We start from the raw sequence: 13,809 nt of genomic DNA, 5'->3' as shown, positions 1-13,809 counted from the left end.
GCTCACACTCCGGTCTTCAGTCGTCGGATCAGGGCGAAGGCGGCGGCGACGGTCGCGGCGCGGATGGCCGTGCGGTCGCCGGGAAAGACGTGGCGTTCGACCAGCGTCAGCGACGCGCTGGCGGCTCCGATATAGACCAGGCCCACCGGCTTCTCCGCCGAACCGCCGCCAGGCCCGGCGATGCCGGTGCAGGAGACGGCGATGGCGGCGCCGGACCGGGCGCGGGCGCCTTCCGCCATGGCATGGGCCACCGCCTCGCTCACCGCGCCCACCGCCGCGATGGTGGCGGGCGGCACGCCGAGCATGCTGGCCTTGGCCTCGTTCGAATAGGTCACGAAGCCCGCCAGCACGGTGGCGGAGGAACCCGGCACGGCGGTCAGCGCGGCGGCGATCAGCCCGCCGGTGCAGCTTTCGGCGGTGGCCAGCGTCTCCCCGGCCGATTGCAGGTCAGCGAGCAGCAGGGCCGCATCGGCTAGCGTCGTCTCGGGCAGCATCAATCGAGGATCCCCGGATAGAAGCGGGTGAAGGCCAGCAGACCGGCGGCGCCGATCAGCCCCGCCAGGATGTCATCCAGCATGACGCCCAGCGCGCCGGGCTGCGCATCGGCCCAGGAGATGGGCCAGGGCTTCACGATATCCAGCGCGCGGAACAGCGCGAAGGCCAGGAACACGCCGGGCAGCGTCGCGGCGGGCAGGGCGGCCAGCACCAGCAGCATCCCCGCGCCTTCGTCGGCCACGAACCAGCCTGGGTCCTCCGTCCGCTCATCCAGCACCTGGGTCGCGGCCCAATAGCCCGCGATGGCGATGACCAGCGCGGCGCCGAGGCACCAGACGGGGCCGGCCAGCGCCAGCGGCAGCACCACCAGGCTGCCCCAGGTGCCGGGGCCGGGCCGCAGCCGCCCGGCGCCGCCCAGCGTCGCCACCAGGGTTGCCACCCGCTGGGCCGGCGTCACGCGATGGAATCCAGGAAGCGGTCCAGCGCGGCGATGGCGAGTGGTTCCTCCAGCGTCGGGCAGTGGCCGGTGCCGGGGATGTTCACGAAATGCAGGTCGGGGCGTTCATCCTGCATGCGGCGGGCCGTTTCCACCGACAGCAGCTCCGACACTTCGCCCCGCAGCAGCAGCGTCGGCGCATGGGCCAGCGCGCCGAAGGGGCCCCAGAGGCTCGGCAGCGTGCCGCCGGCCGACATGGCCTGGGCGATGCGGATGTCCCAGCGCGGGTGCCAGCGCCCGTCATCGCCGCGCGCATAGGTGCCGGCGGCCATGCGGCGCCAGCCTTCCTCGTCGATCGTCAGCGGCGGCAGCACGCCCTTCAAATGCTCCACGCAGCGTTCCAGCGTCGGCAGCGCGGGATCGCGGGCGACGAAATTCTGCACGTGGTCGAGCCCCACGGGTTCCAGCACCGGCCCCACATCGTTCAGCACGGCACCGGCGATGGCGCCGGGCCGCAGCACCGCCATGATCATGGTCAGGATGCCGCCGAAGCTGGTGCCGACGAAGACCGCGCGGTGGCAATGCAGCGCCGCCATGGCGTCCAGCACGTCGCGCAGGCTTTCCTCGATGGCGTAGCGGGAAAGCTGGTCGGGCCGCGCGCTCTCCCCATGCCCCGCATGGTCGAGGCAGAGAACCCGACGCTTGCCGCCATGGCGCGCCGCCAGCGCGGCGAAATCGTCGGAGTTCCGCGTGATGCCGGACAGGCAGAGGATCGGCGTCCGCGCCGGGTCGCCCGGAAAATCCTGCGCGGAGAGCCTGAGCCCGTCCCGCGCACTGAAGAAAACCCTCACGGCCGGCCCTCCAGCAGCGCGGCCAGGGGGTGGGGCAGGGATGCCGTCTCCGGGTTCTTCGCGCGATACACCACGACATTCTCGATCACGCGCTGCACGTAGTTCCGCGTCTCCGTGAAGGGGATCTGCTCGATCCAGTCGCGGATATCGGGGCCGGAAGACACGCGCGGATCGCCATAGGTGCCGAGCCATTCATCGACGCGCCCCGGACCGGCATTGTAGGCCCCCGCCGCGAGCGGCATCGCACCGCCATAGCGGCCCAGCATGTCGCTGATATAGGCGCTGCCGAGCCGCATATTGTGCGCGGCATCCGTCGTCAGCATCCCGAGCTGGTGCGGGATGCCGAGCCTGCGCGCCACCTGCGCCGCGGTGGAGGGCAGCAGCTGCATCAGCCCGCGCGCATTGGCGGAGGACACGGCGGAGAGGTCGAAATTGCTCTCCTGCCGGGTGATGGCGTTCACCAGCGCGGCCTCCGCCCCATCCGGCGGCGCGGGGTAGGGGGCGGGCCAGCCATCGTCCAGCAGGATCACGCCATCGGCGCCGGCGCGGCGCGCCACCCACACCGCATGGTCGGGCCGCCGGATCGCCACGGCCAGCCGCGCGATCAGCCAGCGATCCGCCGCATCCGGCGCCAGATCCTCCATCCGCAGCAGGAAGACCCGCGCGCGGTCGGACTGGCCGAGATCGGCCAGGGTGATGACGGCCCGCGCCATCTCCCGCCCGATGAAATCCGTGGCCACCTGGGCGGATGGCGCGGGGGAGGGATGGCGCGCGATCCGCGCGCTCATCGCCGCCTGGGGCTCCCCCAGCGCCAGGCTGGCGAGTTGGCCGTAATAGGCGGTCGGCAGCGAAGCGGCCTCCGCCCATTGCGCCCGGGCCTCCGCGGTGCGGTTCTGCGCGGCCAAGGCGAGGCCCTGCCAATAGGCGCTCCGGGCGCGGGTGATGACGGAGACGCTGCCCTCCCCCACCCGCGCGAAATGCCGCTGCGCGCCGGCGGCGTCACCCAGCCGCCGCAGCGCGATGAAGCCGGCGAGGAACTCGCCCTCCTGCCGCGGCTCGCCCGGCTCCGCCTGGCCGTGCCCGGCGGCGACGCGATAGGCGTTCGTGGCATCGCCGAGGCGCAGCAGCTTGCGCGCCAGCACCTGGCGTTCCTGCCAGATGGCGCGCGCGGCCTCCGGCGCCAGGTCCCGCTGCAGGGGTTCCGCCGCGATCCAGACGGCGGCGGCCTCCGCATCCCGGTCCTTGCGGCGCAGCATCCGGGCGCGGTCATGCGCCACGCCGATATCGCGCGCCCGCGCATCGCCGTCGCGATCCGCGCGGAAGGCGAGGCGCGCCTCCGCGATGGCGCGGCGGGCGGGGTCCAGGCGCGGCATGGTGCGGCCGGCGGCGGTGGCCTGGTTCTCCCAGATCAGCCGGTCCACGCGGCGCCAATGGTCATCCGCGGTCAGGGTGGCGGCGTTGCGGTCCAGGAAGGCGGCCTCGGTCGGGGCATCGGCGGGGCCGTCGCGCCAGGCGGCGCGCAGCATCGGCACGGCCTGCGCGGCCTGCCCGCCATTCGACAGCGCATTGGCGAAGCGCCGCGCCCCATCCAGCGTGCGGGGCGGGCTGCGGGTGAAGTGGCGCAGCACGAGCGCGTCATCAGCCTCCGCCACCAGCAATTCCTCGGCACGGCGGGCGATGGTGTCGGGGAAGGGCCAGGCGGGGTTCTCCTCCAGCCAGGCCAGGACCTCCCGCGCGCTGGCGCCCGATCCCCGCGCCTGGATGCGCCACCAGGCGATGATCTTGCGCGCCAGCGGGTCCGCCGCCAGGGCCACGCTTTCGGCTTCCAGGAACCGGTTCTGCTGCGCCGCGGCCAGGGCCTGGCGGCCTGCGAGGCGCGCCCCCTCGGTCGCCCAGGGCTGTGCGGCGGCGGGAAGCGGGAGCAGCAGGGGCAGCAGGATCAGGATGCGGCGCATGGGGCCAGACCATAACCCGAAGCGGCGGGGATTCCCCATCCCCTACCCACGACCTTGCCCCGGCGCGGCCGCGCCACTAGTTTCCACGCCCCACACGAGGCACGGATAGAAGCAAGATGTTCAGGGGTTCGCTGGTCGCGCTGATCACGCCCATGCAGGCCGACGGGTCCCTGGACGCGAAAGCCTTCTCCGACTTTGTCGAATGGCAGATCGCCGAGGGCACGCAGGGCATCATCCCCTGCGGCACCACGGGCGAAAGCCCGACGCTGTCCCACGCCGAGCATCACCAGGTCGTGGACCTGGCCATCAAGGCATCCAACGGCCGCATCCCGGTCATCGCCGGCACGGGCAGCAACAGCACGGCGGAAGCCGTGGACCTGACGCGCCACGCCAAGGCGGCCGGTGCCGACGCCGCCCTGGTGGTCACGCCCTACTACAACAAGCCGACGCAGGAAGGGCTCTACCTGCACTTCATGGCGATCGCCGATGCCGTGGACCTGCCCATCATCATCTACAACATCCCCCCCCGCAGCGTGATCGACATGACGGTCGAGACGATGGCGCGGCTGGCGAAGCACCCGAACATCGTGGGCGTGAAGGACGCGACGGCGAACCTGACCCGCCCGCTGCACACCCGCGCCGCCTGCGGCCCTGATTTCTGCCAGCTGAGCGGGGAGGACCACACCGCGCTCGCCTACCTCGCCGCCGGCGGGCATGGCTGCATCAGCGTCACCGCCAACATCGCCCCGCGACTGTGCCGGGAGATGCATGACGCCTGGGCCGCCGGACGCGTGGCGGAAGCCATGGCCATCCAGGACCGGCTGGTGCCGGTGCATGACGCGATGTTCTGCGAAACCTCGCCCGGCCCGGTGAAGTACGCCGCCAGCCTGCTCGGGCGTGGCACGGACCATTGCCGCCTGCCCCTCGCGCCGACCGCCGATTCCACCAAGGCGCGCGTGCGCGCCGCGATGACGGGAGCAGGGCTGCTGAACTGAGCGCCCCGCGCCCAGTCGCCCGGACAGCATGGCGGAACCCCGCAAGAAAGGCCTGATCAGCCACGGCATCGCCTCGCAGAACCGCAAGGCGCGCTACGACTACAAGATCGGAGACACCGTCGAAGCCGGCCTGCTGCTGGTGGGGCCGGAGGTGAAAAGCCTCCGCGCCGGGCGCGCGACCCTGTCCGAGGCCTGGGCGGGGGAGCGGGAAGGGGAGATGTTCCTCTTCAACGCCTATATCCCGGAATGGCAGGCAGGCAGCTTCGTCGCGAATTTCGAACCGCGCCGCCCGCGCAAGCTGCTGCTGCACAAGAAGCAGATGGTGACCCTGGCCAGCGCCATCGCGCGGGACGGCATCACCCTGGTGCCCATGCAGATCCACTTCAACGACCGCGGCATGGCGAAAGTCCTGCTCGGCATCGGCGAAGGCAAGAAGAAGCACGACAAGCGCGCCGCCATCGCGGACCGCGACTGGCAGCGCGACAAGGCGCGGCTGATGCGGAACCGGGGGTAGCGCGGGCTGCGCTGGTGGCCCGGGGAAGAGGCTCCGCCCCTTCCCCGATACCCCAACCCCGCCAAGGGCCAGCGGGCCCTTGGAACCCATGTCATTGGAAGGCGAAGGGAGGGGCACAACGCTCGCTCCTGTTCGGCGCGCGCTCCGCGCCCCTCCCTTCGCCTCCCAAAATCCTCGCGGTCCAGGGGGCCGCTGCCCCCTGGCGCGGGAGAGGTGCGGAGAGGGGCGCGCAGCCCCTCTCTGCGGCCACCCGCCCAACCCCTCGACATCCCCGCCCCATCGGCGTCACGCTCCGCCCGCTGATCGGGGGCGTGCATGCGGCTGTCGGCTTTGTTTCTCCTGCTGGTGTTGGCTGGCTGCGCCGCGGCGCCGGCGGGGCGGGAGGAGGTTCATGCCGTCCCGGTTCCGGGCGCCTTCCAGTCCATCGTGGTGAAGCTGTGCCGGCCGGGCGTGCCGGGCGTGGTGCCGCTGGCCGTGATCAACCACGGATCGCCCGCCCAGGCGGCGGAGCGCGCCAGGGCGCGGGTGGCGGAGTGCGGGTCGGAGGCCGTGACATGGTTCACCCGCCGCGGCTTCGCCGTGCTGCTGCCGCTTCGCCGCGGCTATGGGGAGTCGGGGGGCGACTGGGCGGAGGGCTATGGCCGCTGCGCCGACCCCTTCTACGCCCCGGCGGGGCGGGAGACGGCGCGGGACATCCGCACGGCGATCGATTTCGCCATCGCCCTGCCGGACATCCGGCCTGAGGGGGTGCTGGTGGTGGGCCAATCCGCCGGGGGCTGGGGCGCCATCGCGCTGGCGGCGGAGGACCCGGCCATGGTCGGCGCGGTGATCAACATGGCGGGCGGGCGTGGCGGCTGGGCGCAGGGGCGGCCCAACACCAATTGCCGGCCGGAACGCCTGGTCTCCGCGGCCGGGGATTATGGGCGGACGGCGCGGCTGCCGATGCTCTGGGTCTACACGGCCAATGACAGTTTCTTCGATGCTGACCTGGCGCTGGCCATGCACCAGGCCTTCACCGCGGCGGGCGGGGCGGCGGAGCTGGAGATGCTCGGCCCCTTCGGCCGGGACGGACATTCCCTGTTCTTCGGCCCGGGCGGCAGCGCCACCTGGGGCCCGGTGGTGGAGGCTTTCCTGACTGCGAATGGCTACGCACCCCGTTCTGCAACACGCTGATGGCATCGGCCTTGCATCCGGCGGGCGCAACGACACCTAACGGCGCCGAGGAGCAACGACATGGCCGACGAGGACGACGTCCCGCTGACGGGAAAGGTCCGGGACAAGCTGGTGGAGGCCAAGCAGGGCTGGGCCCGTGACGGCCGGCTGCTGACCGGCACCACCAGCACGCTGGAGCGGGATCGCCTGCCCCCCGGCCAGCGCCTGGTGAATGATTTCCCGGTCCTTGACCTCGGCGTGCAGCCCGATGTGAACCGGGCGAATTTCCGGCTGCGGGTGGAGGGCCTCTGCGCCGCGCCGCTGCGCCTGACCCTCGATGAATTCATGGCCCTGCCGCAGCAGCAGAGGGTGAACGACATCCACTGCGTCACCCAGTGGTCGCGCTACGACAACCTCTGGCAGGGCGTGCCGGTGCTGGACCTGCTCGCCATGGCGCGCGTGAAGGATGAGGCGCGCTTCGTCTCCCTGACCAGCTATGACGGCTATACCACCAACCTGGCCATGGAGGATTTCGCCCGGCCGGAGAACCTCTTCGCCCATTCCTGGGCGGGCGCGCCGCTGGAACGCCAGCATGGCGGGCCGGTGAGGCTGGTGGTCCCGCACCTCTATTTCTGGAAGAGCCCGAAATGGATCACCCGGGTGGAATTGCTGCGGGAGGACCGGCCCGGCTTCTGGGAGGTTCGCGGCTACAACAACCGGGGCGACCCGTGGATGGAGGAGCGATATGCGTGAGGTTCCGAGACGTGTCCTGCTGGCGGCGCCGCTCCTGATGGCAACCGAGGCCAGCGCCCAGCCGGTGCAGTCCGCCTTCGACTTCACGATGGAGAGCCTGGAGGGCGGGCCCCTGAAGCTGGCCGATTTCCGCGGCCGGGCGATGCTGGTGGTGAACACCGCCAGCTTCTGCGGCTTCACGCCGCAATATACCGGCCTCCAGCGGCTGCATGACCGGTATGAGGCGCGGGGTTTCCTCGTACTCGGCGTGCCGTCCAACGACTTCAACCAGGAAAGCCGCGATGCCGCGCGCATCAAGGAATTCTGCGAGACGACCTACGGCATCACCTTCCCGATGGCGACGCTGACCAGCGTGCGCGGCCCGGCGGCGCATCCGCTGTTTGCCTGGCTGTCATCCCGCGCCGGCGGCCCGCCGCGCTGGAATTTCCATAAATACCTGGTGGGGCGCGATGGGCGGTCGGTGCGGGCGTTTCCGACCTCCACCGAGCCCGACAGCCCCGTCCTGACCCGCGCGGTGGAAGCGGCGCTGGAGGGGCGGCCGCTGGTTTGACGGCGGTGTCGCAACCTTCCGCGGGGACCGCCGTTGTTGCGGCATCACCCCGCGGAGCGAACCCCATGAACAGCATCGTCTACATCGTCGGCGCCGTCGTCATCGTCCTGGCCATCCTGAGTTTCCTCGGCATGCGCTAGCCTGGCGGGGCGGCGCGCCGGTCACCCTTTGCGCGACACGTCCCAGCGCCGCAGCGCCCAGGCGGCGCGCCACCGGGCGGCGACGACGCCGCCCAGCAGCGCGAAGGACATCACGATCCCTGCCGTGACGAAGGGCGATTCCTCCAGTAACCTCGCCACGGCTCCCTCGGCATCGATGATCGTCACCATCAGGAAGAGGCCGCCGACGCCGCCGGCGATGCCGCCGCTCACCAGGGCTTTCAGCGCTTCATGCAGCGCGCGGCGCCGGCGCGTCGGGCGGCGGGCCTGGGTGAAACCGAAGACGGCGCCCGCCATCGCGGGGATGCCGATGGCGACCGGCAGCGCCGTCCACAGCGTGCGCGACTGTTCCTCCGGCACGGATAGCGCGACCAGCAGGTAGGCGACGGCGGCCGCAGGCACGGCGAGCCCGCCCAGGATCAGCCCTTCCTTCGCCGCATCGAACCAATCGACGCGCCGCGCCGCCGCCAGATCCGCGGCCAGCGCCGCCAGGCCATCCCGCAGCGCCTCCGGCCGTTCCGGTGCGCCATCCGGCCGGCGCGGCCAGGCGCGGAGCATGGCCTCCGTCGCCCGCCGCTCCTCGGCCGGGGCCAGCGCATCGATCGCGCGGAGCAGCGTGTCGACCTCGGGCCCGAAGGGGGATGGGCGGCCCTGCCGCAGATCCTCGAACAAGCGCGCGGCTCCGGATCGGTTACGCGATGCGGGATATCACGTCGGCGGTTACCGCTTCGAACATCTCCGTCGTCAGGCGGCCGGTATTCGTGTTGTAGCGGCTGACATGGTAGCTGTCGGCCAGCAGGCGGCCATCCGGCAGGGTGTGCACCGCGCCATGGGCGAATTTCAGCCGCGCCATCGGCATCCCATAGGCCTTGAGCAGCGCGTTATGCGCCACGAGGCCGAGCGCGATGATCGCCCGCAGCCGCGTCAGCTGTGCCAGCTCCGCCCTCAGGAAGGCGTTGCAGGTGGTGATCTCGGCGGGCGTGGGCAGGTTCTGCGGCGGCACGCAGCGCACGCCATTCACGATGCGCACGCCCTTCAGCACCATGCCGTCGCGCGGATCCTCCCGGTACTCGCCCTCGGCCAGGCCGAATTTCAGCAGGGTGGCGTAGAGCAGCTTGCCCGCATGGTCGCCGGTGAAGGGCCGCCCGGTGCGGTTGGCGCCGCGCACCCCCGGGGCGAGGCCCAGCACCAGCAGCCTCGCATCCCGGCCACCCCAGCTCGGCACCGGGGCATTGTGCCAGCCGGGTTCCTTCGCCCGGTTCTCCAGCCGATAGGCCACCAGGCGGGGGCAGAGCGGGCAGTCCCGCGACGGCTCCGCCGCATCCCGCGGGGGCTCCGCCGCGTCAGGCGAAGGGCTCACTCCGGCAGGTCCGCCACCGGGTCGCGGAAGGGCTCGGCCGGCGTGGCGCGGGGGCGTTCGGGCGCGCGGGGCGCGGGCACCATGCGCGGGCGCGGGTCCAGCTGGCGGCGGGTGATGTCGGGGGCCAGGTCGGCCAGGTCGATGAACTGGTCCGCCTGGCGGCGCAGCTCATCCGCCACCATGCCGGGCTGGGTGCGGATGGTGGACAGGACGGAGACGCGCAGCCCCTGCTGCTGCACCGCCTCCACCATCCGTCGCAGGTCGCCATCCCCGGCCACGATCACGACATGGTCGAGCCGCGGCGCGAGGGTCATGACATCGACCACCATCTCGACCTCGATATTCCCCTTCACCCGGCGCCGTCCGGCGGCATCGGTGAATTCGCGGGCGGGCTTGGTGACGACGCTGTAGCCATTGTAGCCCAGCCAGTCGACGAGGGGCCGCAACGGCGAGTATTCGTCATTCTCCAGCAGCGCCGTGTAGTAGGACGCGCGCATCAGCCGGCCATGCCGCCTGAAGAAGCCGAGGAGGTTCTTGTAGTCGACGTCAAAGCCGAGGTTCCGGGAGGCGGCGTAGAGATGCGCCCCGTCGATGAACAGGCCAAGCCTCTCCTGAGAATCGAATTGCACCGTATGATCTTTCGCTCAAAGAGGGCGGAAAATAGCGGAAGCTGCTGGCAACGCTACCGGGGCGGTTCGGGAAACCCATGAAGTTGATCGTCATCGCCATCGGGGCGAACCTGCCGGGCCCGGATGGCGCCCCGGCGATCGAGACCTGCCGCCGCGCCGCCGCCGCGCTGGACCGCCTGCCGGGGTATCGCCTGGCCTCCCTGTCCCGCTGGTTCGCGACGGCGCCGGTGCCGCCCTCCCCATCCTCCCCTGACTATGTGAATGGCGTGGCACTGCTGCGGCCCGAAGGGGACGGGGATGTGGCGAATGCGCCGGCGGCGCTGCTGGCGGCCTTGCAGGCGGTGGAGGACCGGTTCGGCCGGGTGCGGCCCTATCTGAACGCGCCGCGGACCCTCGACCTCGATATCATCGCGATGGACGGGCTGGTGCGGGACGCGCCGGACCCGGTGCTGCCGCATCCGCGCGCCCATGAGCGCGCCTTCGTCCTTGCGCCGCTCTGCGATGTGGCGCCTGGCTGGGTGCATCCGCGCCTCGGCATCACCGCCGCGGCGCTGCTGGCGGCGGTGGGGGAGGCGGGGACGCGCGCCATCGGCTGAGGCCGCCTGCGGCCCGCCCCTTGCATGAACACCGCTTGCATCCGGCGCCCCGGATGGCTAGATCGGAGGTTCACCAGAGGCGGGGAGGGGTCCGTCCGTGCGCAGCCGCGCCCGGGCAGGCCCTGCACACCCCGCGGTTTACTGAACTGGAGCCGCCATGGCACGCGTCACGGTCGAGGATTGCATCCTTCGGGTGCCCAACCGCTTCGAACTGGTGCTGCATGCAGCCCAGCGCGCCCGCAACATCAGCCGGGGCGAGGAACTGACGGTCGAGCGGGACAATGACAAGAACCCGGTCGTCGCGCTGCGTGAGATCGCTGAGGAAACCGTGGATCTCGACCTGCTGAAGGCCGATCTGGTCAAGTCCCTGCAGCGCGCGCCGGAGCCGGAGCCCGCGGAGGAGGAGGTCCTCGACCTCATCGCGACCGACGAGAACATCTTCGGCGTGATGGACGTGAACGAGGAACAGGTCTCCGACGGCGCGGGCCTCGAGGATCTCTCGGCCGACGACATCGAGGCGGCGATCGCCGCCGAGCTCGGCGGGAAGCGCTGATCGCGGGCGCCTGCCGCGGGGGCACCGCCCCCGCGACCCCGGCAACGGCCTCGCGAGGCCGGGCATGAACGCGCCCGGCCCGCACCCCAATTTCGCGCCGGAGGGCCTCGCGACCGGCATCTCCGACAGCACGGGCGCCGACCTGGCCCGCGACGTCGTCGCCTATGACCCCCGCGCCGACGCGGCCACGATCGAGGCCGCCTACGCCACCGCCAAGGCCGCGCATGAGGGCCAGAAGCGGGACAATGGCGACCCCTACATCACCCATCCCGTCTCGGTCGCGCGCATCCTGGCGCAGTACCGCCTCGACAGCGCCTCCATCGTCACGGCGCTGCTGCATGACGTGGCGGAGGATACGAAGGTCGGCCTCGTCGACCTCGAACGCCGCTTCGGCAAGGAAGTCGCCCGGCTGGTGGATGGCGTCACCAAGCTGACGCGCCTCGAACTGCAATCCGAACGCACCAAGCAGGCCGAGAATTTTCGGAAATTGGTCCTCGCGATGAGCGAGGATATCCGCGTTCTCCTGGTGAAGCTGGCGGATCGCCTCCACAACATGCGGACGCTGCATTTCGTCCCGCAGGAAGCCCGCCGCCGGAAGACGGCGCGGGAGACGATGGACATCTTCGCCCCGCTCGCGGAGCGCATCGGCATGGATGCGCTGAAGACGGAGCTGGAGACGCTGTCCTTCCGGGAACTCGATCCCGACGCCTTCCAGACCATCGCCGCCCGCCGCGCCTTCCTCTACGGCCAGGGCGCGGACCTGATCGACGAGATCCGCGACGACCTGACCCATGTGTTCAAGGAAGCGGGCGTCGAGGTGGAGGAACTGACGGGGCGGGAGAAGTCGCCCTACTCCATCTGGCTGAAGATGCACGGCAAGAAGGTGGAGTTCGAACAGCTTTCGGACATCATGGCCTTCCGCGTCATCGTGCCGGACAAGGGCGCCTGCTACGCGGCACTCGGCGCCGTCCATTCCGCCTATCGCGTCGTACCCGGGCGGTTCAAGGACTACATCTCCACCCCCAAGCCCAATGGGTACCAGTCCATCCACACCGGCGTGACGGTGCCGGACAAGCGCAATGCCAAGATCGAGGTGCAGATCCGGACGCGGGAGATGCATGAGGTCGCGGAATACGGCGTGGCCGCGCACTGGATCTACAAGCAGGGCGGCCAGGTCGCGCGCGACAGCGGCAAGTTCCCCTGGGTGAAGGCGCTGCTGGACATCCTGGAACAGGCGGCGGAGCCGCAGGAATTCCTCGATGCCACGCGGCTCGAACTCCACCGGGACCAGGTCTTCTGCTTCTCGCCGAAGGGTGACCTCATCGCCCTGCCGCGCGGTTCCACCTGCGTCGATTTCGCCTACCAGGTGCACAGCCAGGTCGGCGACCAATGCGTGGGCGCCAAGATCAACGGCCAGATCAAGCCGCTGCGCACGCCGCTGGAGAATGGCGACCAGGTCGAGATCATCACGGCGCGCGGCGGCACCCCGAACCCGCAATGGGAACGCTTCGTCGTCACCGGCAAGGCGCGGGCGCGCATCCGGCGCTTCATGCACGCCGAACAGCGCCAGGCGCAGCAGCAGGAAGGCCGCGCGGCGATCGCCAAGGCCTTCCGCCAGGAAGGCGTGGAGTTCAGCGAGAAGCACCTGGAGCCCGCGCTCAAGGCGCTGAAGCAGGCGAGCTTCGAGGAGCTGTGCATCGTCGTCGCCTCCGGCGGCGCCAGCGCCAAGGATGTGGTGCTGGCCGTCTATCCGGAGCTGCGCGGCCCGCCCCGGCCGCAGGACGTGCTGCCCATCGCGCGGTCCCGCCCCCGCGCCGTGCCGCTGCCCCCGCCGGGCAAGGGCAGCCGGCGCGACGTGGCCATGGGCGTCACCGGCCTGGTCGCCGGCATGCAGGTGAATTTCGCGGGCTGCTGCCACCCGCTGCCGGGGGACCGCATCCTCAGCATCGTCACCACGGGCAAGGGCGTGACGGTCCACAAGACGGATTGCCCCAACCTCTCGGGCTTCGCGGACAGCCCCGAACGCTTCCTCGACATCGACTGGGACTATGCCGGCGGCGCGGGCAGCGGCCATGTCGGGCGGATCGACGTGGTGACGGCGAATGACCGCGGCGCGCTTTCCGCCGTGACGGACGCCATCGCGCGGCAGGATGGCGCGATCGAGAACATGCGCATCGTCCACCGCGGATCGGATTTCCAGGAGATCGCGATCGATGTGGAGGTGAAGGACCTCCGCCACCTCGGCAACATCATCGCGGCCCTGCGGGGCCTGACGGCGGTGGCGCAGGCCGAACGCGCCAAGGGATAGGACATGATCATCGGCCTCGGCAGCGACATCCTGGACATCAGGCGGATCGAGAAGACGATCGCCCGCTACGGCGACCGCTTCCTGAACCGCATCTTCACCCCCGCCGAGCGCGCGAAGGCCGAAAGGCGGACGGAAAAGATCCGCGCCGCGACCTACGCCAAGCGCTATGCGGCGAAGGAGGCAGCCTCCAAGGCGCTGGGCACCGGGTTCCGGCAGGGCGTCTTCTGGCGCGACCTCGGCGTGGTGAACCTGTCCTCCGGCCAGCCGACGCTGCGGATGACGGGCGGCGCGGCGGCACGCCTGGCGCAGATCACGCCGCCCGGCCTCGTCTCCCACGTCGCGCTGACCATGACGGATGAGTTTCCCTACGCGCAGGCGATGGTCATCATCACCGCCGTGCCGCTGCCCCGCATGGCCATGCCATCGGCACCCGGGATCGCGGTTCCTTGACAGGGCAGGGGTGGGCAGGCTCTATCCGGACCCGCAGCGACGGCCCCGAAACCG

17 protein-coding genes are annotated in these 13,809 nt (G+C 71.0%); 10 read left to right on the top strand and 7 right to left on the bottom strand.

Going from position 1 to position 13,809, the window contains the following annotated elements:
* Positions 1–2: 2 nt before the first annotated feature.
* The 4 genes from BM041_RS20405 to BM041_RS20390 are packed head-to-tail and all read right to left on the bottom strand — an operon-like array spanning position 3 to position 3,737.
* Positions 3–494, bottom strand: a complete 492-nt coding sequence (locus BM041_RS20405; protein WP_092961747.1) for a CinA family protein — start codon at positions 492–494, stop codon at positions 3–5.
* On the bottom strand, positions 494–952 hold the full coding sequence (locus tag BM041_RS20400; RefSeq protein ID WP_245762189.1) for a phosphatidylglycerophosphatase A family protein: 459 nt from the start codon (positions 950–952) through the stop codon (positions 494–496). Before BM041_RS20400 ends, BM041_RS20405 begins: the two co-directional genes overlap by 1 nt.
* The gene (locus BM041_RS20395) at positions 949–1,782 is read right to left on the bottom strand and encodes an alpha/beta fold hydrolase (RefSeq protein WP_175534055.1); all 834 of its coding nucleotides are present in this window, start codon (positions 1,780–1,782) and stop codon (positions 949–951) included. Before BM041_RS20395 ends, BM041_RS20400 begins: the two co-directional genes overlap by 4 nt.
* Positions 1,779–3,737, bottom strand: coding sequence for a lytic transglycosylase domain-containing protein (locus BM041_RS20390; protein ID WP_092961745.1), 1,959 nt, complete (start codon positions 3,735–3,737; stop codon positions 1,779–1,781). The genes BM041_RS20395 and BM041_RS20390 overlap by 4 nt, the downstream gene beginning before the upstream one ends.
* A 116-nt stretch (positions 3,738–3,853) precedes the next feature.
* On the opposite strand from BM041_RS20390, the gene dapA reads away from it, so the two are divergent.
* The 6 genes from dapA to BM041_RS31895 all read left to right on the top strand — a co-directional run bounded on the left by dapA (position 3,854) and on the right by BM041_RS31895 (position 7,841).
* Positions 3,854–4,732: a 4-hydroxy-tetrahydrodipicolinate synthase gene (gene dapA / locus BM041_RS20385; RefSeq protein ID WP_092961744.1), complete on the top strand. Its 879-nt coding sequence runs from the start codon at positions 3,854–3,856 to the stop codon at positions 4,730–4,732.
* A 28-nt stretch (positions 4,733–4,760) separates the two neighbouring features.
* Positions 4,761–5,246: an SsrA-binding protein SmpB gene (gene smpB, locus BM041_RS20380; protein WP_092961743.1), complete on the top strand. Its 486-nt coding sequence runs from the start codon at positions 4,761–4,763 to the stop codon at positions 5,244–5,246.
* 315 nt (positions 5,247–5,561) lie between these two features.
* The gene (locus BM041_RS20375; protein ID WP_139226114.1) at positions 5,562–6,419 is read left to right on the top strand and encodes an alpha/beta hydrolase family protein; all 858 of its coding nucleotides are present in this window, start codon (positions 5,562–5,564) and stop codon (positions 6,417–6,419) included.
* 60 nt (positions 6,420–6,479) lie between these two features.
* Complete coding sequence (locus BM041_RS20370; protein WP_092961742.1) at positions 6,480–7,151, top strand: sulfite oxidase-like oxidoreductase; 672 nt, start codon at positions 6,480–6,482, stop codon at positions 7,149–7,151.
* The gene (locus BM041_RS20365; protein ID WP_092961741.1) at positions 7,144–7,701 is read left to right on the top strand and encodes a glutathione peroxidase; all 558 of its coding nucleotides are present in this window, start codon (positions 7,144–7,146) and stop codon (positions 7,699–7,701) included. Before BM041_RS20370 ends, BM041_RS20365 begins: the two co-directional genes overlap by 8 nt.
* A 5-nt stretch (positions 7,702–7,706) precedes the next feature.
* A complete protein-coding gene (locus BM041_RS31895; RefSeq protein WP_281244647.1) occupies positions 7,707–7,841 on the top strand; it encodes a hypothetical protein in 135 nt (44 codons plus the stop codon).
* A gap of 21 nt (positions 7,842–7,862) precedes the next feature.
* Here BM041_RS31895 and BM041_RS20360 read toward each other — a convergent pair whose 3' ends face one another.
* The 3 genes from BM041_RS20360 to BM041_RS20350 are packed head-to-tail and all read right to left on the bottom strand — an operon-like array spanning position 7,863 to position 9,848.
* On the bottom strand, positions 7,863–8,531 hold the full coding sequence (locus BM041_RS20360; protein WP_092961740.1) for a hypothetical protein: 669 nt from the start codon (positions 8,529–8,531) through the stop codon (positions 7,863–7,865).
* Positions 8,532–8,550: 19 nt separating this feature from the next.
* The gene (locus tag BM041_RS20355; protein WP_092961739.1) at positions 8,551–9,219 is read right to left on the bottom strand and encodes a uracil-DNA glycosylase; all 669 of its coding nucleotides are present in this window, start codon (positions 9,217–9,219) and stop codon (positions 8,551–8,553) included.
* On the bottom strand, positions 9,216–9,848 hold the full coding sequence (locus tag BM041_RS20350) for a LabA-like NYN domain-containing protein (protein ID WP_092961738.1): 633 nt from the start codon (positions 9,846–9,848) through the stop codon (positions 9,216–9,218). Before BM041_RS20350 ends, BM041_RS20355 begins: the two co-directional genes overlap by 4 nt.
* Positions 9,849–9,925: 77 nt before the next feature.
* Between BM041_RS20350 and folK the strand changes: the two genes are divergently transcribed.
* The 4 genes from folK to acpS all read left to right on the top strand — a co-directional run bounded on the left by folK (position 9,926) and on the right by acpS (position 13,755).
* Positions 9,926–10,444 carry a 2-amino-4-hydroxy-6-hydroxymethyldihydropteridine diphosphokinase gene (folK, locus tag BM041_RS20345; RefSeq protein WP_245762188.1) on the top strand — a complete coding sequence of 173 codons (519 nt, stop codon included), beginning with the start codon at positions 9,926–9,928 and terminating at the stop codon, positions 10,442–10,444.
* A gap of 157 nt (positions 10,445–10,601) precedes the next feature.
* Complete coding sequence (gene rpoZ, locus BM041_RS20340) at positions 10,602–10,997, top strand: DNA-directed RNA polymerase subunit omega (RefSeq protein WP_092961737.1); 396 nt, start codon at positions 10,602–10,604, stop codon at positions 10,995–10,997.
* Between the two features lie 64 nt (positions 10,998–11,061).
* Positions 11,062–13,305, top strand: a complete 2,244-nt coding sequence (locus BM041_RS20335; protein ID WP_092961736.1) for a RelA/SpoT family protein — start codon at positions 11,062–11,064, stop codon at positions 13,303–13,305.
* 3 nt (positions 13,306–13,308) lie between these two features.
* A complete protein-coding gene (gene acpS, locus BM041_RS20330) occupies positions 13,309–13,755 on the top strand; it encodes a holo-ACP synthase (protein ID WP_092961735.1) in 447 nt (148 codons plus the stop codon).
* The last annotated feature ends 54 nt before the right edge of the window (positions 13,756–13,809 follow it).

Origin of the sequence: Falsiroseomonas stagni DSM 19981 (assembly GCF_900114315.1) — a bacterium.
GTDB classification, from domain to species: domain Bacteria; phylum Pseudomonadota; class Alphaproteobacteria; order Acetobacterales; family Acetobacteraceae; genus Falsiroseomonas; species Falsiroseomonas stagni.
The sequence above is the reverse complement of the archived record's forward strand: the minus strand, read 5'-3'. Positions and strand labels throughout refer to the sequence as shown.

Coding starts and splice junctions, on each gene's coding strand:
- BM041_RS20405 (WP_092961747.1), bottom strand. CDS start 494: ATGCTGCCCGAGACGACGCTAGCCGATGCGGCCCTGCTGCTCGCTGAC.
- BM041_RS20390 (WP_092961745.1), bottom strand. CDS start 3,737: ATGCGCCGCATCCTGATCCTGCTGCCCCTGCTGCTCCCGCTTCCCGCC.
- dapA (WP_092961744.1), top strand. CDS start 3,854: ATGTTCAGGGGTTCGCTGGTCGCGCTGATCACGCCCATGCAGGCCGAC.
- smpB (WP_092961743.1), top strand. CDS start 4,761: ATGGCGGAACCCCGCAAGAAAGGCCTGATCAGCCACGGCATCGCCTCG.
- BM041_RS20375 (WP_139226114.1), top strand. CDS start 5,562: ATGCGGCTGTCGGCTTTGTTTCTCCTGCTGGTGTTGGCTGGCTGCGCC.
- BM041_RS20370 (WP_092961742.1), top strand. CDS start 6,480: ATGGCCGACGAGGACGACGTCCCGCTGACGGGAAAGGTCCGGGACAAG.
- BM041_RS20365 (WP_092961741.1), top strand. CDS start 7,144: ATGCGTGAGGTTCCGAGACGTGTCCTGCTGGCGGCGCCGCTCCTGATG.
- folK (WP_245762188.1), top strand. CDS start 9,926: ATGAAGTTGATCGTCATCGCCATCGGGGCGAACCTGCCGGGCCCGGAT.
- rpoZ (WP_092961737.1), top strand. CDS start 10,602: ATGGCACGCGTCACGGTCGAGGATTGCATCCTTCGGGTGCCCAACCGC.
- BM041_RS20335 (WP_092961736.1), top strand. CDS start 11,062: ATGAACGCGCCCGGCCCGCACCCCAATTTCGCGCCGGAGGGCCTCGCG.
- acpS (WP_092961735.1), top strand. CDS start 13,309: ATGATCATCGGCCTCGGCAGCGACATCCTGGACATCAGGCGGATCGAG.